Origin of the sequence: Methylobacterium oxalidis (assembly GCF_007992195.1) — a bacterium.
Taxonomy (GTDB): domain Bacteria; phylum Pseudomonadota; class Alphaproteobacteria; order Rhizobiales; family Beijerinckiaceae; genus Methylobacterium; species Methylobacterium oxalidis.
Genome location: NZ_BJZU01000003.1, coordinates 57,297 through 75,272, shown reverse-complemented (window position 1 = coordinate 75,272; position 17,976 = coordinate 57,297). Strand labels below are relative to the sequence as shown.

The 17,976-nt window shown below is 70.7% G+C and carries 16 protein-coding genes; 8 read left to right on the top strand and 8 right to left on the bottom strand.

The genetic code is table 11. The features are described 5' to 3' along the window. Positions 1-312: 312 nt before the first annotated feature. Positions 313-447 carry a hypothetical protein gene (locus tag MOX02_RS32620; protein ID WP_280525303.1) on the bottom strand — a complete coding sequence of 45 codons (135 nt, stop codon included), beginning with the start codon at positions 445-447 and terminating at the stop codon, positions 313-315. Between MOX02_RS32620 and MOX02_RS00950 the strand changes: the two genes are divergently transcribed. Together MOX02_RS00950 and MOX02_RS00945 are read left to right on the top strand one after the other, a co-directional pair. Further along, complete coding sequence (locus tag MOX02_RS00950) at positions 446-3,187, top strand: DUF3772 domain-containing protein (RefSeq protein ID WP_238179216.1); 2,742 nt, start codon at positions 446-448, stop codon at positions 3,185-3,187. The genes MOX02_RS32620 and MOX02_RS00950 overlap by 2 nt on opposite strands. Before the next feature lie 45 nt (positions 3,188-3,232). Beyond that, positions 3,233-3,718, top strand: a complete 486-nt coding sequence (locus MOX02_RS00945; RefSeq protein WP_238179214.1) for a CAP domain-containing protein — start codon at positions 3,233-3,235, stop codon at positions 3,716-3,718. A 19-nt stretch (positions 3,719-3,737) separates the two neighbouring features. On the opposite strand, the gene MOX02_RS00940 is transcribed toward MOX02_RS00945, so the two are convergent. Further along, complete coding sequence (locus tag MOX02_RS00940; protein ID WP_147023824.1) at positions 3,738-4,571, bottom strand: OmpA/MotB family protein; 834 nt, start codon at positions 4,569-4,571, stop codon at positions 3,738-3,740. A 29-nt stretch (positions 4,572-4,600) separates the two neighbouring features. Then, the gene (locus tag MOX02_RS00935) at positions 4,601-5,374 is read right to left on the bottom strand and encodes a motility protein A (protein ID WP_147023823.1); all 774 of its coding nucleotides are present in this window, start codon (positions 5,372-5,374) and stop codon (positions 4,601-4,603) included. A 265-nt stretch (positions 5,375-5,639) separates the two neighbouring features. Between MOX02_RS00935 and MOX02_RS00930 the strand changes: the two genes are divergently transcribed. After that, on the top strand, positions 5,640-7,418 hold the full coding sequence (locus MOX02_RS00930) for a glucan ABC transporter ATP-binding protein/ permease (RefSeq protein ID WP_147023822.1): 1,779 nt from the start codon (positions 5,640-5,642) through the stop codon (positions 7,416-7,418). Positions 7,419-7,577: 159 nt separating this feature from the next. On the opposite strand, the gene MOX02_RS00925 is transcribed toward MOX02_RS00930, so the two are convergent. The 3 genes from MOX02_RS00925 to MOX02_RS00915 all read right to left on the bottom strand — a co-directional run bounded on the left by MOX02_RS00925 (position 7,578) and on the right by MOX02_RS00915 (position 10,064). After that, positions 7,578-8,462, bottom strand: a complete 885-nt coding sequence (locus tag MOX02_RS00925; protein WP_147023821.1) for a YihY/virulence factor BrkB family protein — start codon at positions 8,460-8,462, stop codon at positions 7,578-7,580. A 95-nt stretch (positions 8,463-8,557) separates the two neighbouring features. Then, entirely contained in the window at positions 8,558-9,580 is a 1,023-nt protein-coding gene (locus MOX02_RS00920; RefSeq protein WP_147023820.1) for a helix-turn-helix transcriptional regulator, read from the bottom strand. Positions 9,581-9,848: 268 nt separating this feature from the next. Next, the gene (locus MOX02_RS00915) at positions 9,849-10,064 is read right to left on the bottom strand and encodes a hypothetical protein (RefSeq protein ID WP_147023819.1); all 216 of its coding nucleotides are present in this window, start codon (positions 10,062-10,064) and stop codon (positions 9,849-9,851) included. Between the two features lie 281 nt (positions 10,065-10,345). Here MOX02_RS00915 and MOX02_RS00910 point away from each other — a divergent pair, with 281 nt between their 5' ends. Then, complete coding sequence (locus MOX02_RS00910) at positions 10,346-11,209, top strand: DMT family transporter (RefSeq protein ID WP_147023818.1); 864 nt, start codon at positions 10,346-10,348, stop codon at positions 11,207-11,209. Positions 11,210-11,332: 123 nt separating this feature from the next. Further along, a complete protein-coding gene (locus MOX02_RS00905) occupies positions 11,333-13,015 on the top strand; it encodes an acyl-CoA dehydrogenase family protein (protein ID WP_147023817.1) in 1,683 nt (560 codons plus the stop codon). A gap of 80 nt (positions 13,016-13,095) precedes the next feature. Here the strand turns inward: MOX02_RS00905 and MOX02_RS00900 are convergent, their stop codons facing one another. Both MOX02_RS00900 and MOX02_RS00895 read right to left on the bottom strand, forming a co-directional pair. Beyond that, complete coding sequence (locus MOX02_RS00900) at positions 13,096-13,281, bottom strand: hypothetical protein (RefSeq protein ID WP_147023816.1); 186 nt, start codon at positions 13,279-13,281, stop codon at positions 13,096-13,098. 114 nt (positions 13,282-13,395) lie between these two features. Next, on the bottom strand, positions 13,396-14,667 hold the full coding sequence (locus MOX02_RS00895; RefSeq protein WP_147023815.1) for a glycosyltransferase family 4 protein: 1,272 nt from the start codon (positions 14,665-14,667) through the stop codon (positions 13,396-13,398). Positions 14,668-14,790: 123 nt separating this feature from the next. On the opposite strand from MOX02_RS00895, the gene MOX02_RS00890 reads away from it, so the two are divergent. The 3 genes from MOX02_RS00890 to MOX02_RS00880 all read left to right on the top strand — a co-directional run bounded on the left by MOX02_RS00890 (position 14,791) and on the right by MOX02_RS00880 (position 17,773). Beyond that, positions 14,791-16,095, top strand: coding sequence for a glycosyltransferase (locus tag MOX02_RS00890; RefSeq protein ID WP_147023814.1), 1,305 nt, complete (start codon positions 14,791-14,793; stop codon positions 16,093-16,095). Between the two features lie 300 nt (positions 16,096-16,395). Then, complete coding sequence (locus tag MOX02_RS00885) at positions 16,396-16,749, top strand: phasin (protein WP_147023813.1); 354 nt, start codon at positions 16,396-16,398, stop codon at positions 16,747-16,749. 178 nt (positions 16,750-16,927) lie between these two features. Beyond that, positions 16,928-17,773 carry a hypothetical protein gene (locus MOX02_RS00880; protein WP_147023812.1) on the top strand — a complete coding sequence of 282 codons (846 nt, stop codon included), beginning with the start codon at positions 16,928-16,930 and terminating at the stop codon, positions 17,771-17,773. Positions 17,774-17,976 lie beyond the last annotated feature (203 nt).

Sequence of the window (17,976 nt, the reverse complement as noted above, 5' to 3'; positions counted from 1 at the left end):
GATCGGCGGAAGCGTTCGAAGATCGGGGGACGGGGCAGGGATCGGCCGCTCACGGCGACCGCGCTGGGCGGCAACGCCCAGATCCTGGCGGGGCTGAACGCGGTCCGGCGTCAGCGCCACCTCCTCGCTACGAGACGAAAAGGCCCTGTCCATCGGGGCTTAGTCTAATATCAGCGTGACACGCTTGTGAAGGTTTGCCGCCCACCCGCGACGACGCACCCACAGGCACGGCTCGCGCGGAGGTTTGATCGCCCCATGCGCGCCCCCGGGTGGGCAGGGCCGGCCTTTCGCATTATGGATCGGCCGCAACGATCAACGCCGCTCCGCGACGCCGCCACCCGCCGTCGCGCCGCTTCCCGCCTCATCCGGCCCCGGGGCCGCGAGGCCGTGCCCGTGCCGGACCGACACGTCCCGGCGCGCGGCGCGCACCCGTGAAAGGATGCTCATGCATCGACGCCTGCCGACCCGCAGCCCGCGCCTCACGGCCATCGCCGCCCTGCTCGCCGCCGCGCTGCTCGCGCCGGTCCCGGCCACCGCGCAGCAGGCCACGCCCGCCGCGCCAGCCGAGCAGGCGAAGCCGCAACCGGGCGCGAAGGAGGCGGCCAAGCCGTCCGAGACGAAGCCCGGCGAGGCGAAGCCGGCGGACGGCAAGGCCGCCGAGCAGAAGCCCGCGGACGCCAAGCCCGCAGAAGCGAAGCCCGCTCCGCCGAAGCCGGAAATGTCGGAGGCGCTGAAGGCCGTGCGGGCGAAGCTCGACGCGGCCAAGGCCGACCTGACCCAGCGCGAGAAGGACCTCGGGCGCCCGAACCTCACCGCGGTCGACCTCGCCCGTGTGCGCGAGGGCATCACGCCGGTGGCCGACGAGATCCGCACCATCGTCGACCGCCTCGACCAGCCGCTGGAGTCCGCGCGCGAGCGCCTGACCCAGCTCGGGCCCAAATCGAAGGATGTCGAGGAGAGCGCCGAGGTGGCGCAGGAGCGCGTGGAGCGGGAGGCGGCGGTCGCCCGCATCGACGAGACGCAGCGCCTCGCCCGCTCCCTCCTCGTCCAGAGCGACCAGCTCGTGGACCGGATCTCGAACAAGCGCCGCGAATCCTTCACCAGGGGCCTGTTCGAGCGCTCGCAGGGTCTCCTCACCCCGACCCTCTGGACGAAGGTCGCCGCGGACATGCCGCGCGACCTCCGGGCGCTCCAGAGCGCCCTGTCCGACATCCTGCTGCTGTTCGGCCGCAACGGCACGCTGCCGAACCTGCTCCTGCTCGGCATCGCCTTCGGCGTCTCGGTGGCGCTGTATTTCGGCCGCCGCAACATCGCCCCGCGCTTCGGGCGACGCGACCAGACGCAGGTCGACCCGACGCGGCGCCAGAGGTTGCTGGGCGCTTGGCGCGTGATCCTGCTCGGCACCGTGCCGGCCGTGGTCGGCAGTTATGCCGTCTACTACGCCCTCGACGCGACGGACCTGCTGCCGTCCCGCCTGCTGCCGGTCGCGGGGGCGATCCTCGGGGGCCTCGCCTTCATCGCCTTCGTCGAGGCGCTCTGCGACGGGCTGCTCTCCCCGGACAAGCCGTCCTGGCGCCCGGCCCCCGTGAGCGACGCCGCCGCCTTCCGGGTCCGGCGCCTCGCGGTCGGCATCGCCACCGTCATCACGGTCACCAAGTCCATCGAGGCGCTCAACTCGGGGATCTCGGCGGCCCTGCCGATCTCGATCGCCACCCGCGGCATCGGCGCGCTCGCGATGGTGCTGATTCTCGCGATCGGCCTGCACCGCTTCGCCGACCGCGAGGAGGAGGAGGAGGCCTGCCTCGGCCCCTACGTGCCGACCCGCACGACGACGGGCATCGGCGGGCCGGCGCGGCTGCTCGGATGGGTGGCGGTCGTCGTGATCGGGGTCGCGGCGCTCGTCGGCTACGTCGCCTTCGCCGCCTTCCTGATCGACCAGCTCGTCTGGACGGCGAGCCTGCTGGTTCTGCTCTACCTGCTGATCCAGAGCGCCGACACCTTCATCGGCGGCTCGCTCAGCGACGATACGCGCCTCGCCACGACGCTCCAGGCGAATACGGGCCTGCGCAAGCGCTCGCTGAACCAGATCGCGGTGCTGACCACCGGCGCGACGCGGGTGGTGCTGATCCTGCTCGTGGCGCTCCTCGCGCTCGCGCCCTGGGGCCTCGACTCGACGGACGTGCTGACCTCGGTGCGCACGGCGTTCTTCGGCTTCAAGGTCGGCGACGTCACGATCTCGCTGTCCTCGATCACCTTCGGCATCGGGATCCTGATCCTCGGCATCCTGATCACCCGGGCCGTGCAGCGCTGGCTGGAGAACACCTACCTGCCCGCCACCGATCTCGACGCGGGGCTGCGTAACTCGATCTCGACGGTGAGCGGCTATTTCGGCTTCCTGCTCGCCCTGGCGCTCGCCTTCTCCTACCTCGGCCTCAGCCTGGAGAAGCTCACGATCGTGGCCGGCGCGCTCTCGGTCGGTATCGGTTTCGGCCTGCAGTCGATCGTCAACAACTTCGTGTCCGGCCTGCTGCTGCTGTGGGAGCGGCCCATCCGCGTCGGCGATCAGGTGCTGATCGGCGACAGCGAGGGCATCGTGAAGCGCATCTCCGTGCGCTCCACCGAGATCCAGACCTTCGACCGCTCGGCGGTGATCGTCCCGAACTCGAACCTGATCTCGGGCGTGGTGAAGAACCGCGTCCGCGGCGACCGCACGGGGCGCGTCACCATCACGGTCAGCGTGCTGCGCAACCAGGACCCGGTCCGGGCGGCGGAGCTCATCGTCGGGTGCGCGCGGGCACATGCGGACGTGCTGAAGGAGCCCGAGCCGCGGGTGGTGTTCCGCAAGATCGGCGACCCGTTCCTCGAATTCGAGCTGATCGCCATGATCTCCGACGTCAGCCTCGGTCTGAAGGTGCAGACGGACTTGAACTTTGCGGTGTTCAAGACCTTATCCGAGGCCGGCTACATCCCGCCGCTCGGGCCGGGCTCCAGCATCGTCACGGTGCAGGGGCTCGACGGCATGCAGGACGCGCTGGGCGAGATCGCGAGCCGGTTCGTGCGCCCGACCCCGGAGCCGGAGACGGCCGCGGCGGTCGAGCGGGCTCCGGCCGCGCCGGAGGAGCCCGAGCCGGTCCGGTCCGCGACGCCGCGGGACCTGAACCGGCGCAGCGCGGGCAAGGCCGGCTGAGGCGGGGCGACGAGAAGAGGACGAGACGACGTGGGACGGTTGGGTTTGATCGGGTCGGCCGCGGCGCTCCTCGGCGCCGCCTGCCTCGGCGGTTGCGCGGGCGAGCCGCAGGCGACGTCCGCGCTGCCGAGCCTGTACTGGCCGATGACCACGAACACCGCGCAGCTCGACGTGAATGCGGCCCGGGACATGATCTCGGCCTACCGGCGCGGGCGCGGCGAGGCCCCGCTCACCCTCGACCCGGAACTGCAGCGCCTCGCCGAGACCGAGGCGGCCGCGATGGCCGCCGCCGACCGGCCGAGCAAGGCCCAGACCGTCAAGGTCGCGGTGGAGCGCCTCGGCTACGACAAGGCGAATGCCAACCTCTCGGCGGGCTACCATACCCTGGCCGAGGCGTTCTCGGGCTGGCGCGACAGCGCGCCCCACAACGCCGTGATGCTCGACGCGAACGCGACGCGCATGGGCATCGCCACCGCCTACGCGCCGAACTCGAAGTACAGGGTCTACTGGGCGCTGCTCGTCGCGAAATAGCGGCGGGACGGCCGGGGCCTCAGGGCAGACCGCGCCCGGCCGGCGTGGGGGGCGCCTCCTTGAGGAGCGTCACCGTAACACGGCGGTTGGCCGGCAGGTACGGGTTGTCCGGGAACAAGGGCTCGGTGTCGGCCTTGCCGCTCACCGAGGCGAAGCGGTCGTCGGGGATGCCGGCGCCCGCCAGGATCTCGCGCACGCTGATGGCGCGGTTGGCCGAGAGCTCCCAGGGCGGGGCAGGGGGCCTGTTGCCCGGCCGGTCGCTCGCCGTGAAGCCGGTCACCGCGATGCGGTTCGGCAATTGCCGCAGGGCCGGAGCGAGCTTCTCGAGGAGGCGCCGCGTGCGGTCGTTCGGCCGGCTCGATCCTTCCGGGAACATGGAGCGCCCGTCCTGGTCGACGATCGTCACGTCGAGACCCTTGGCCGTCGGCGCGATGATGATGTTCTTGGAGATCTCGGCGACCTCCGGCATGTCCTGCAGCGCCTGCCGCAGCGAGGCGGCCGCGAGCCCGAAATTCTCCACCTCTCCGCGGTCGGAGAGGCCGTTCTCCGCGGTCTGGTCGATGCGCGGCGGGGTGGTGCGGTCGCTCGCGCGCTCGGGCGGCACGTCGCGCAGGTAGCGCACCCGGTCGGCGGTCGGCAGGCCGGTCTGCTCGATGATCCCGGCGAAGCGCGATTCCTTGTTGACGCCGAAGGCGTCGCGCATCGAGCCTGCCACCGCCTGCATCTTCTTCTGATCCTGCGTCGAGTACGCGGCGATCATCACGAAGAAGCTCATCAGGAGCGCCATCAGGTCGGCGAAGGTCACGAACCAGCCGTGGCCGCCATGCGCGCCGCCGCGCTTCTTCTTGGCCACCGGGCGGCCCTCCTAGCGCGCGGCCGCGCTCACGCGGCGGCCTCGCTGAGTTCCTCGCGGTGGTTGTGCGGCAGGTAGGCGATCAGCATCTCGCGCACCAGCGAGGAGCTCTTCTGGTCGCGGATCAGCAGGATGCCGTCGATGATGAGCGAGCGGGAGACGTCCTCCTCCTCGAGCTTGACGTGCAATTTGTCCGCGAGCGGCAGGGTGATCATGTTGGCGATGAGCGCGCCGTAGAGGGTGGCGAGCAGCGCGGTCGCCATGGCGGGGCCGAGCTTCGAGGGGTCCGACATATTGGCGAACATCGTCACCATGCCGAGGATGGTGCCGATCATGCCCCAGGCCGGAGCGCAGTCGCCGAAGGCGCGGTAGATCTTCGAGCCCTCGTCGAGATGCATCAGGAAGTTGTCGCGGTCGCGCTCCATCGTGTCGCGGATGAACTCGCGGTCGTAGCCGTCGGCGATGTAGCGCGCGCCCTGGGCCAGGAAGGGGTCGGAGATCTCCATGTTCTCGAGCGCCATCGGGCCGCTCTTGCGCACGACGTCGGCGATCTTGGTGATCTCGTCGATGAGCTCGCGCGGCTTCACCGAGCGCATCGTGAAGGCGAAGCGCAGGCCCATGGGCAGGCCGTGCATGATGGTGGAGAACGGGAAGCGCATCATCGTGGCGGCGGTGGCGCCCCCGAAGATCACGATGACCGCGTGCTTGTCGAAGTAGGCGGCGAAGTTGCCGCCGTCGATCATGATCAGCACGAACACGACGGCGAAGCCGCCGAGCAGGCCGACACCGGTTGCGAGATCCATGACGACGATGCCTGACGGCGGGATGCGCCGTCCCCTGGGGACAACTTCCTGCCCATCAGTAGGGAATCGGGCTGAACGAACCGTAAAAGCCGGGGTGGCGCCCTTTACCCTGCGGCGCGCGCTTTGAGCGGATTCGCGGGATCCGCGTCATGCGCCGTTCAGGCAGGATCTGCCATAAGCCACTCTGCCCGGGAGGCTTTCCGGGCCGCGGACGGCGAAGGACCCGGATCACACGGGCCGCGCCGGGAGGTAGCTGGAGCTGGGGATGTCGATGTTTCGTCTCTACGGACGGGTGATGGGCCTCCTCGGCCCGGACAGGGGCCTCGCGATCGGCCTCGCGGTGGCGAACGTGGCGCTGGCGGTGGCCGCCTTCGCCGAGCCGCTGCTGATGGGCCGGATCATCGACCAGCTCACGCATCTCAGCCGCAACGGCAACGCCTTCGCGACCCTCGTGCCGCTGATCGCGGCCTGGGTGGCGTTCGGCTTCTTCACGATCGTGGCGGGCGTCGCCATCGCCCTGCACTCGGACCGGCTCGCCCACCGCAGCCGGCTTTCCACCATGGCGAACTACTTCGAGCACGTCCTCGACCTGCCGCTCGCCTTCCACTCGGCCAACCACTCGGGCCGCGTCCTCAAGGCGATGCTGGAGGGCACGAACGGCATGGCCTGGCTCTGGCTCGGCTTCTTCCGCGATCATTTCGCGGCGCTCGTCTCGCTCGGGGTCCTGCTGCCGCTGACGCTGTTCGTGAACTGGCAGCTCGGCTCGATCCTCGTCGTCCTGGTCGTCGTCTTCACGGCGCTCACCACCTTCGTGATGCGCCGCACCGAGGCGCTGCAGGGCGAGGTCGAGCACTACCATTCGGGCCTCGCCGCCCACGCCTCGGACGCGCTCGGTAACGTCGCTGTCATCCAGTCCTTCACCCGCGCGAAGGCGGAGAAGGAGGCGATGCACGGCATCATCCGCAACCTGCTCAACGCTCAGATCCCGGTCCTGTCGTGGTGGGCGCTGGCGGCGGTGGCCACGAAGGCGTCGGCGACGATCACCATGACGGCGATCTTCATCACCGGCATCGCGCTCTACCAGGCCGGCTCGACCACGGTCGGCGAGGTGGTGGCCTTCATGAGCCTCGCGACCATGCTGGTGGCCCGCCTCGACCACGTCGTCTCCTTCGTGAACGGCCTGTTCCAGCAGGCGCCGAAGATGGCCGAGTTCTTCGAGATCCTCGACACGGTGCCGGCCGTGCGCGACCGCCCGAACGCCAAGCCCATCGCCCGGCTCGACGGCGAGGTCACCTTCGAGGATGTCGGCTTCTCCTACGACGGCCGCCGGCGGGCGCTCGACGGCGTGTCCTTCACGGCCCGGGCCGGCGAGACGGTGGCGCTCGTGGGCACCACGGGCTCGGGCAAGTCGACGACGCTCGGCCTGCTGCACCGGACCTTCGACCCCGACGCGGGCGCGATCCGCATCGACGGCACCGACATCCGCGACATCGGCCTCGCCTCCCTGCGCCACAACATCGGCGTCGTGTTCCAGGAGCCGATGCTGTTCGCCCGCTCGATCCGCGAGAACCTGCAGGTCGGCCGCCCCGACGCCACGGACGCCGAGATGCTCGACGCCCTGGACCGCGCCCAGGCCAGCGAGTTTATGGCCCGCCAGCCCGACGGCCTCGACACCGTGATCGGCGAGCGCGGCCGCTCGCTGTCGGGCGGCGAGCGCCAGCGCCTGTCCATCGCCCGCGCGCTCCTCAAGAATCCTCCGGTGCTGATCCTCGACGAGGCGACGAGCGCCCTCGACGCCGCCACCGAGCGCAAGCTCCAGGGCGCACTGGAGGCGGTGATGGAGGGCCGCACGACCTTCGTGATCGCCCACCGTCTCGCCACGATCCGCAACGCCGACCGCATCCTCGTCTTCCACGAGGGGCGCATCGTGGAGGCGGGCACCTTCGACGCGCTGGTGGCGGAGGGCGGTCGCTTCGCCGATCTCGCCCGGGCCCAGTTCATGGCCGCCGAGGCCGTGGCGGAGGAGATGCCGCTCGCCGCTTGAGGGCCGCTCCCGAAGGCTCACAAAACGGCCCGCCTCCCTTCGGGGAAGCAGGCCGGGCAAGGTGGAAACATCGCATGGAGCATGAGGCAAAGTCACGGAACCGTCATTCGGTTCCGGCCTCCGCGCCCGCAACCGTACAAGGGTGAATTCCGCCGGTGCTCACAACATGGCCGAGCGCTCCTGCCGCGCCTGCATCCGGGCCTGGAGGCGCCGGCGCTTCGCCGCGATCACCGTGCCGTTGATCTCGCCGCCGAACAGGAACATCGCGGCCAGCCAGTAGAGGAAGACGAGGAACACCATCGCGGTGGCGAGGCCACCGTAGGTCGAGGCGTAGGCCGAGGAGAACCGGTCGAGGTAGAAGCCGAAGCCGAGGCCGGCCAGGAACCAGAGGCCGAGCGTCACCGCCACGCCGGGCAGCACAGACCACAGGGAGCGCCGCCCCGCAGCCACGAATTTGTGCGCGATGACCAGCACGGTCATGATCAGGAAGGCGGTGACGCCGATCCGCCCGATCGCCACGGTGAGGCTCAGCGGCTCCAGCCCCGGCGCAACGTTGAGAAGGTTGCGCCAGATCAGGGGGCCGAGCACCACGAGGAGCGCGAAGGCCAGCATCGCGAAGGCGCCGCAGACCACGTAGCCGATCGATTCGAGGCGGGTCAGCCACCAGGGCCGCATCTCGCGAAGCCCGTAGGCGCGGTTGAGCCCGACCCGCAGGCTCTCGACCCCGGATGACGAGAAGTAGAGGGCGAGCACCGCGCCGATGGTGAGGACGCCGCCGCGCTGCTCGGTGAGCACGCGGTGCATCTCGTTCACGATGGGCTTGGCCACCTCCCTCGGCCAGGCGTCGAAGATCAGCACCCCCGCCTCGTCGGCCAGCGACTTCGTGCCGAACACGCCCGCCAGCGCGGCGAGCAGGATCAGGAACGGGAACAGCGAGGTCAGCATCGACAGCGCGATGTGGCTCGCGATCGCCCAGCCGTCGTGGGCGACGAAGCGCTGCGCGGCGAGGCCCGCGACGGCGAGGCTGGTGCGGAGGCGTGGCACGAACAGGTCCGGTTGACGGCGCAGCAGGCTTTCGGTGCGCGTTACGGACGATGCGCACCGCATCCGTCAAGCGTTACCACCTGCTCCGACGCGCATCACCGGATGCGCGGCAAACCCGCGAGGCTGTCGAGCCGCGTGACGAGGATCGCGAGTTCGCTCTGGCGCGCGATGCCGAGCTTGGCGAAACAGGAGCGCAGATGGACCCGGACCGTGCTCTCCGCGATCTGGAGGCTGGACGCGGCGGCGCGCGGAGACAGGCCCCGGCCCACGAGCTGGGCGAGCCGGGCCTCGGCGGCGCTCAGACCCAGCTGGACGAGCAGCTCCACGATGTCCGGCCTGATCGGCGCGAAGATGTCGTGCAGGAGTATCAGTGCTCCGCCGCGCCGCGAGCCGACGAGCGAGAGTGCGACGTCCACGAAGCGGAGCGGCACGGCCTCGACCAGAAGCGGGCGCCCGTCCGCGAGGGGCCGGAGCAACATGCCGGTGTCCCCCGGCCCGATGCCGCCGGGCAGAGCCGAGGCGAGCAGGCGTGCGAAACGGGATCGATCCCGTGAGGAGAGCGCATGAAGGCGCCGGTCGCCGTCCAGCCGCAGGTAGGTGCCGAGGAAGCCGTGAGCGTTCGAGTTGATGTCCCGGGCTCGGCCTGACGCGTCGAGGACGATCGTGCCGAACCTGAGCCCTTCGAGCCCGGCGGCCAGGCCGGCGGCGTGATCGCGCGCGTCGGAGAGCACCCCGCTCAATGTGAAGGCGCGCGCGACGTGCGGCGTCATCGCCCGCAGGCGCTCGATGTCCTCGGCCGTGTGAAGTCCTGCTCGATCGTCCTTGAAGGCGCTGATGGTGTAGGATCTCCCATCGTGCGGATCGACGAAGAAGCAGGCCGCGAAATCGCCCATCCGATGCGGCCGGCAGAAATCCTGGAAGAACGGAAGCGAAAGCCTGTCCTCAGGACTGATCAGATCGCTGTCCCGCACGACGGCACCCGGCCGGATCGTCAAGCTCCGTGACCGAAGGTTCCAGGGGTCGAGCTCCCACCAGACCGAGGCATAGGCCGCGTTGGCCTCCGCGAGGGACTCGGACGCGAGGCAATCCGTGGCCCGCCGCTCGTCCTGTGGGACCACCGCCGCTCCGCGAGCTCCGAGACAAAATGCAACCTTAGCGAGAAGTTCCGGCCAGAGTTCCAGGCTGAGCGCGGCTGCGTAACAAGTCTCGACCAGAAGTTCGTAATCGAACTCGATCATGCCGTCTGGCCCGATCCAAGGTGGAATTTGCCTGATCTAGCAACGCCTGGCTGTTGCAAAATTGCACGTATCGCGAGCACGGACCAGGGGGCAGCAAACGTCGAAGCGCGGCGATGGGCATCGCCGCGCCGGTCTCGGTCCCGAGGGATCAGTTGGTCTCGCCGTGAAGCGAGTCCTGCCATCTGATCGCGAGATCGGCGTTCAGCGCGGCCGGAGAGAGGGGGGCTGCCGAGGAAACACCGATCGCACCGGCTTGAAGCGGCGGGGCGATGTGGCGGAGCGTGAACTTCCCGCCGTGATGCTTGTACAGGTGACCGGCCTGCGAGGGGGTGCTGTACCCCACTGCCAGCGGTAAGAGGAACATCGCGATTCCAAATTCCGATCTGCACATGACGACCTCCCTGCCTGATATCGGCGAGGAAATCAGTATCTGTGCGTGAAATCCCGCCGTAATACCCTGTTTGTGGTAGAGTAGATCAGATTAGACCGGCGCTGGCGTTTCACGAGGCCGAGCCGCCACGCACTCGGGTCCGGAGGCGGCGCCCGGCGGCTCGCATGGCTGGCCTCCGCATTCGGCGATTGCCTCGGCGGTTCTCGCGTGGTGCATGGCGCCGCAAGCATGGCGCCGCCGCGTGATCGAAGCCGATGCCGAACCCCGCAATTCCGAGTCTCTTCGTCGTCATCTGGGCCACGGGCTTCGTCGCCGCCCGCTTCGTGGCGCCGTACGCCGAGCCCCTGACCTTCGTGGCGATCCGGGTGACGGGGGTCGCCCTGGTGCTGGCGGCGCTCGCAGCGGCGACGGGCGCCTCCTGGCCGCAGGGGCGCACGGGCTGGCGCGACGCCCTCGTGGCCGGCGTGCTGATGCAGGGCGTCTACGTGGCCGGCGTGTTCTGGTCCGTCCACCGCGGCCTGCCGGCCGGCATCGCCGCACTCGTCGGCAGCCTCCAGCCGCTGCTCACCGCCATGCTCGCGCGGCCCGTCCTCGGCGAGTTCGTGAGCCCGCGCCGCTGGCTCGGCATCGGCGCGGGGTTCGTGGGGGCCGGGCTCGTCCTCGCGCCCAAGATCGGGGCGGCCGGAGCTTCCGGCATCCCGCCGGTGGCGCTCGCCGCCTGCCTCGGGGCCATGGCGGCGATGACGCTCGGCACGCTCTGGCAGAAGCGCACGGCCGCGGGCGCCAACCTCGTCACCAATGCCTCCGTCCAGTTCGTCGGCGCGGCGATCCTCACGATCCCGATGGCGCTCGCCTTCGAGGACGGACGGATCGAGAACGTGCCCGCCTTCTGGCTCGGCCTGTCGTGGTCGATCCTCGTGAACTCGGTGGCCGGGATCCTGCTCCTGCTCTGGCTGATCCGGCGCGGGGCGGTGGCGGGCGTGGCCTCGCTGCTCTTCCTGGTGCCCCCGGTCTCGGCCGCGATGGCGTTCGCCCTGTTCGGCGAGACCCTCAGCCCGGTCCAGTTCGCCGGCATGGCCGTCGCCGCGGCCGGCGTCGCGATCGCCAGCAGAGCGTGATGAGGCGGCCAAAAGTATAATGAATTCAGTCACTCGAAGAGGGGGAGAGCGGCATTAAACCTCTACTGCGCGGGCGCGCCTGCCTATAATGAACCCCAGACTTCACGTTACGAGAGACCGCCAATGTCAGCCTCACCCGCCCTCACGCCCGCGCCGCAGGACCTCGTCACGCTGAGCCGCGACGCGGCCGAGGGAGCCAAGAAGCTCGTCGCCGAGGCGACGCGCCGTGTCCGCGCCCGCGTCCTCTCGTCGGACGGCAAGCTCGACGCGGCCAAGCTCGAGGCCGAGCAGCACGCCGCCCACGGCCTCGCCTGGCTCGCCACCTACGGTGAGGCGGTGCGCGAACTCGCCCACTACGCCGCCAACCTTCAGGAGGCCGGCCGCCTCGGCGAGACCGAGACGCTCCTCGTGCGGATCGGCATGGGCGAGTACCTCGACCAGATGTTCGGCGGCATCCCGATGAGCCAGGGCGAGATGGTGCGCCCGACCTCCTCGCTCGGCCTCTCCGGCCGTGAGCTCGCCCAGTTCCGCACCTCCGCCATCGAGGCGATGATCGCGGAAGGCAACACGCCGGAGAACCGCGCCGCTCTCGTCGCCAGGATCCGCGACGGCGGCGGCTCCGCCACGGTGGGAGATTCGGGCCTCGACGAAGACATGGAGGCGATCCGCTCCGAGATGCGCCGCTTCGGCAAGGCCGAGGTGGTGGAGAAGGCGCAGGAGTGGCACCGCGAGAACGCCTACATCCCGATGGAGATCATCGAGAAGATGGCCGAGCTCGGCGTCTTCGGCCTGACGATCCCCGAGGAGTACGGCGGGATGGGCCTGCCGAAGATCTCGATGTGCGTCGTCTCGGAGGAGCTGTCGCGCGCCTATATCGGCGTCGGCTCGCTCGGCACCCGCACGGAGATCGCGGCGGAGCTGATCCTGTGCGGCGGCACCGAGGAGCAGAAGCAGCGCTTCCTGCCCAAGCTCGCCTCGGGCGAGATCCTGCCGACCGCCGTGTTCACCGAGCCGAACACCGGCTCCGACCTCGCGAGCCTGCGCACCAAGGCGGTCAAGGACGGCGACGCCTGGAAGATCTCCGGCAACAAGACCTGGATCACCCACCCCGTGCGCGCCGACATCATGACGGTGCTCGTGCGAACCAAGCCCGAGGAGAAGGGCCACCGGGGCCTCTCGATGCTGATCGCCGAGAAGCCGCGGGGCACGGATGCGGACCCCTTCCCGGTGAACGGCCTGTCCGGCGGCGAGATCGAGGTGCTCGGCTACCGCGGCATGAAGGAGTACGAGCTCGCCTTCGAGAATTTCGAGGTGCCGGCGTCGAACCTCCTCGGCGAGGTCGAGGGCAAGGGCTTCGCCCAGCTCATGCAGACCTTCGAATCGGCCCGCATCCAGACCGCGGCCCGCGCCATCGGCGTGGCGCAGTCGGCCCTCGACGTGGGCCTGCGCTACGCGGAGGAGCGGGTGCAGTTCGGCAAGGCGCTGGTGAACTTCCCGCGCGTGGCCGACAAGCTCGCCATGATGGCGGTCGAGATCAACATCGCCCGCCAGCTCACCTACTTCTCGGCCCGCGAGAAGGACGAGGGCAAGCGCTGCGACCTCGAGGCCGGCATGGCCAAGCTCCTCGGCGCCCGCGTCGCCTGGGCGGCGGCCGACAACGCCCTGCAGATCCACGGCGGCAACGGCTTCGCCCTGGAGTACACGGTGAGCCGCATCCTCTGCGACGCGCGCATCCTCTCGATCTTCGAGGGTGCCGCCGAGATCCAGGCGCAGGTCATCGCGCGGCGCCTGCTCGAAGCGGCCTGAGGCGCATCACGGCCCGAACATGACGAGAGCCGGAGCCCACGGGGCCCCGGCTCTCCTCGTTTCGGATGACCGGGTGTGGCCTACTTCGTGACCTTCACGGAGACGGGGTCGCTCGACGGGAAGGTCTCCTCCAGGGCCTCGTCGAGGCGCTCGTTCATCGCTTCCTGGCGGTTCGCCGGGTTCGCCTTGTCGTCGGGCTTCGGGCTGTCCTGCCGGAAGCCGGGCTTGCCCTGCCCCTCGGGGGGCTTCGTCGTGGTCTCGGCCATCGTGGCACTCCCGTGTCGCGGAGGCACCGTCGCCGGTGCAGATGCTCGTCAACGCGAAGCGGCGGCGGGTGTTTCCGCTTCCAGGAGGCTCGCGCCGGGTTCCGGGCGTCGGGCTCAGGCCGGCGCCACCGCTCGGCCGCGCGGGGCGGCGCCTCGGGCGAGGCGGGCGGCCGCGGCCTCCCGCATCACGGCGTCGTAGACGGTCGCGAGGCGGTCGAGATGCGCGTCGAGGGTCAGGGGCGCGGCCCAGTAGCGGTCGTGCGCGGCCCGTCCCATCCGGTCGGCGAGCTCGTCGTCGGCGAGGCGGCGCAGGTGCGCGGCGAGCGCGTCCGCGTCGCCGGATCGGAACCAGAAGCCGGTCTCCCCGTCCTCGACCGCCTCGCGCCCGGCGCAGGCGTCGCTGACGATCACCGCCGTGCCGCAGGCGAGCGCCTCGTAGACGGTGAGGGGCTGGCCCTCGTACCAGACGCTGGGGAAGATGAGGGCCCGCGCCGCCCGCAGGCGCGCCTGAACGGCCGCCGCATCGTGCCAGCCGAGCATCGTCGCCTCCGGGTAGCGGGCGGCGAGCTCGGCCGCCTGATCCCCATCGCCCAGGAAGACGGGGCGGATGCCCGCCCGCCGCGCGGCCTCCGCGAAGATCGGCGCGCCCTTCTCGGTGGAGATGCGGCCGACGAACAGGAAGGCGCCGCCGGCCTTCGGCGAAGCCGGCGCGTCCGGCACGGAGATCGGGTTGGCAATTCGGTGGAAGACCGTCTCGCGGGGCAGGTGGGGCGCGGCGGCCCGCTCCTGCAGGTCGCTGATCGTGACGACGTGGCGGAACAGGTCGGGCAGCCGCGCCACGGTCTCGAGGCCGAGATGGCGCACGACGCGCAGGAGCTTGCGCGGATAGGAGCGCGCGTCGCAGTTCGTGGTCAGGCAGTCCCGCGACATCGGCGTGCGGTGGCAGATGCGGGCGGCCGGGTACTCGTAGAACCCGCCGTTCGGGCAGACGAGGAAGAACTCGTGCATCGTGTAGAGGAGCGGCAGCCCGCTCTCCCGGAGCGCGATGCCGATCGAGGGCGAGAGCGCTTTGGCGAAGGCGTGGACGTGCACGATCGTCTCGCGCGGGTCGACGCGCCCCAGTTCCTCGGACAGGCGCCGGGCGGCCTCGCGATTCCAGATCGCCTGTACGGCGAAGGCGAGCTTGCTGCGGGCCGTCGAGATGTCGGGCTGGTTCAGGCAGACGACGCGGATCCCGGCCGCCTCCAGCCTCGGGTCCGGCGGTCCCACGGCGGCGAACAGGGTGACGCGGTGGCCGCGGCCCGCGAGGCCGAGCGCCGAATCGATCGCGACCTTGGCCTGTCCGCCGTTGATGAACGCGTGGTCGGCGACGAGTACGACGTGCAAGGCTGAACCATCCCGGCGCCGAACGATATCCCCTCATTTACCGGACGGCAGTTGATCGCGCGTAAATTGCGGTCCGCCGGGTCGTCGGATCCGCGAGCATCGGACCGGACCCGGGGCCTCCCCATGCACGTCGTCATCCTGGCCGAGTTCGCCGGACCGAGCGGGGGCGCCGAGAAGGTCGCCGTGGAATCGGCGCGCGGCCTGGCGGAAGCCGGCCTCGAGGTGACCTTCATCCAGGGCGTCGAGGGTCCGGCCGACCCGCTTCTGGACCATCCGCGCCTCAGGCGCGTCGCTCTCGAGCTTCCCGACGTCTGGAGCCGGCCGGCCCTCACGGCCGCGACGGCCGGGATCTGGCACCGGGCGGCGGCGGAGCGGCTGGCGTCCGCGCTCGACGGCCTGCCGACCCGGCCCGACTGCCTGCACCTTCACCAGTGGACGCGCTCGCTCTCGCCGAGCGTCTTCCCGCTCCTCCTCGGCACGGGCGCGCCCGTGGTGGTGACGCTGCACGACTACTTCCTGGCCTGCCCGAACGGCGTCTATTACCGCTTCGACAGGGGCGAGCCCTGCGCCCTGAGGCCGCTCTCCACACCCTGCCTCACGGCGCCCTGCGACGCGAAGAGCCGCGCGCACAAGCTCGTGCGCGTCGCCCGCACGGCGGCGCTGCGGCGGGCCGCCGGGCGCAACCGGCTGCATCTCGTGCACGTCTGCGACGCGACGCTCGCCCGCATGGGGCCGATGCTGGCGGAGTTCGCCGCGAGCCATCACCGCATCGACAATCCGGTGAGCGTGGTGCGTGGGGAGCCGGCCGAACCGGCCCGCGGCGACGCGATCGCCTATGTGGGCCGCATGACCGCCGAGAAGGGTGCCGATCTCGTGGCCGAGGCCGCGCGCGCCGCCGGCCTTCCCGCCTTCTTCATCGGCTCCGGCCCCCTCGAGGAGAGCCTGCGCGGGCGCCCCGGGATCGAGCTTCTGGGATGGCGCAGCCCCGCGGAGGTGCAGGCGATCCTGCGCGCCCGCGCCCGGGCCGTCGCGGCGCCGTCGCGCTGGCTGGAGACCGGCCCGCTCACCGTCTACGAGGCGCTCGCCGCCGGCATACCGGTGGTGGCCTCGGACAGGTCCGGCGCGGCCGAGAAGGTACGGCACGGCGAGACCGGGTTCGTCGTCCCGCCCGAGCCCGCGGCGCTGACCGAGGCGTTCCGCGCGCTGCGGGACGACGCGCGGGTCGGTGCTCTCGGCCGCGCGGCGCACGCGCGCTACTGGTCGGCGCCCCTCACGGTCGCCGCACATTGCGAGGCGCTCGCCGCTCTCTACGCGCGTGTCCGGCAGCGAGGGTTGTGTGCAGCGCAGCAGCCGGAGCAGCGGGACGCGGCCGACCGGATCCCTACCGGCGCCGCGGCTGCGGAGTGCACGGGGGCAGCCAGGCTATAATCCCCGGTCGCCAGGCGATGTCCGGAATGCTCGACCGGAGTCGGTACCCTTCATGACAATCGCGTGAAGTGCATGCAGAATACTGACAGGCCGACGCGGCCGCATTTGACGGGCCGGTGCCTCGCGCCCTAAGTTGTGCGTCTTCGCGTCGTTCAGCTTCTAGAGAGTTGATGCCCCTCGGACGATGTTCGAGCCGGCCGCGCGGGGCGTGTTGACTTCTATGCTGCAATGCAACATAAGTCCGGTCGTTGACGGCGGCCGAGTGCGCCGCCCAGGACGCGAGACCTGCGAGGAGACGACATGACGACCCAGACCTTCGAGATTCCGAGCGAGCTGCGCGACTTCGCCGAGAAGTCTGTCGATCAGGCGCGCACCGCGGTCGGCACGCTGATGAGCAACGCCCTCAAGGCGACCGATCAGGTCCAGTCTTCCAGCCAGACCTTCCAGTCGACCATGCAGGCCGCCGTCGCCAAGGGCTTCGACCACGCTCAGACCAACGCCAACGCGACCTTCGACTTCGCTCAGAAGCTCGTGCGCACCAAGGACCTCCGCGAGGCTTTCGAGCTGCAGTCGGAGTTCATCCGCAGCCAGTTCGCCACGCTGCAGGCGCAGGCCAAGGATTTCGGCACGCTCGCCCAGAACGCCGCCCGCTGATCGCGGACGCGACCGGCCCGGCTCCCGCCGGGCCGGGCCACGACCCCGCTCGACCGGGCGGGTACAACCTCGAATCGCCTCGACGAGGCCCCGTGACTTGGTCGGCCGGAGGCTGACGTCGGCCCTTCCGCTCCCGGAGCGCGGAGGCGGGGGTCGCAGGGTTTAGGAGAGGAGAGACATGGTGACTCGGCGTACACAGCAGCCTTCCCGCACGGCCCGGCGCAGCGCGCCGCGAGCGGTGGCGAGCGCGACGACGGACAAGGGTTCGGTGAAGTCCGCGCTGCCGAAGGACGAGCAGTCCAAGCCTGAGGCCAAGAAGGTCGAGGCCGCAGCCAAGCCCCCGGTGGCGAAGCCCGCCGCGGCCGCCAAGCCGGTCGAGCCGCCGAAGGCGCCCGCCAAGGCCGCTCCGGAGAAGCCGGCCGCCCCGGCGAAGCCCGCCGCGCCCGCGCCGGCCAAGGCCGCCGAGACGGTGGCCGCCGCCGCGAAGCCGCCGGCCGCCAAGCCCGCCGCCGAGAAGAAGCCGGAGACCGCGCTCCTCAACAGCGTCGCGCCGGCCACGCTCGCGGCCAAGGCCGTCGTGCAGAGCGTCGAGAAGTCTGTCGGGGCGCCTCCTGCCGAGGCCGCCAAGAAGGCGGTCGACGCCGCCGTCGACCTGGCCGAGAAGTCCCCGCCCGTCGTGGCGGCGAAGGCCGCCGAGACCGTGCGCACCGAGATCCGCAAGGAGGCCAGGAAGGCCGCCGAGGCCGCCCCGCCCTCGCGCAAGCTGCCCTTCGAGTTCCTCAACGTCAGCCTCTCGGCGCCGACCATCGACCTCAGCGGCATGAACGCGACGGTGCTCGCCTTCATCCGCAACGAGAGCGCGGCGGCGATCAGCCACCTCCAGGCGCTCGGCACGGCGAAGTCGCCGGCCGACCTGATCCGGCTCCAGGTGGCCGAGATGCAGCGCGTCGCCGACGCCTCGCTGACCTGCTGGAGCGATCTCGCCCGCAAGGCGAGCCGGATGGTCGAGCAGCCGAAGCAGTGACGGAGGGGCCGTCCGGCCCTCCCGCGCGATCGTCCCGGGCGCCAGCGCCCGGGCACTTGGCCTTTTCGCCGCCCGATCCTTCGATGCGGTGCGATCCAGACTCTCGCGCGCCGCAATTGGCGGCGCTAAATAGCCCCGGACAGCCGCCCTGGACCCTGCGCCCCGGCCCGCCTCGCGGTGCCGGTCGAGGCGGGTCGGGGCTG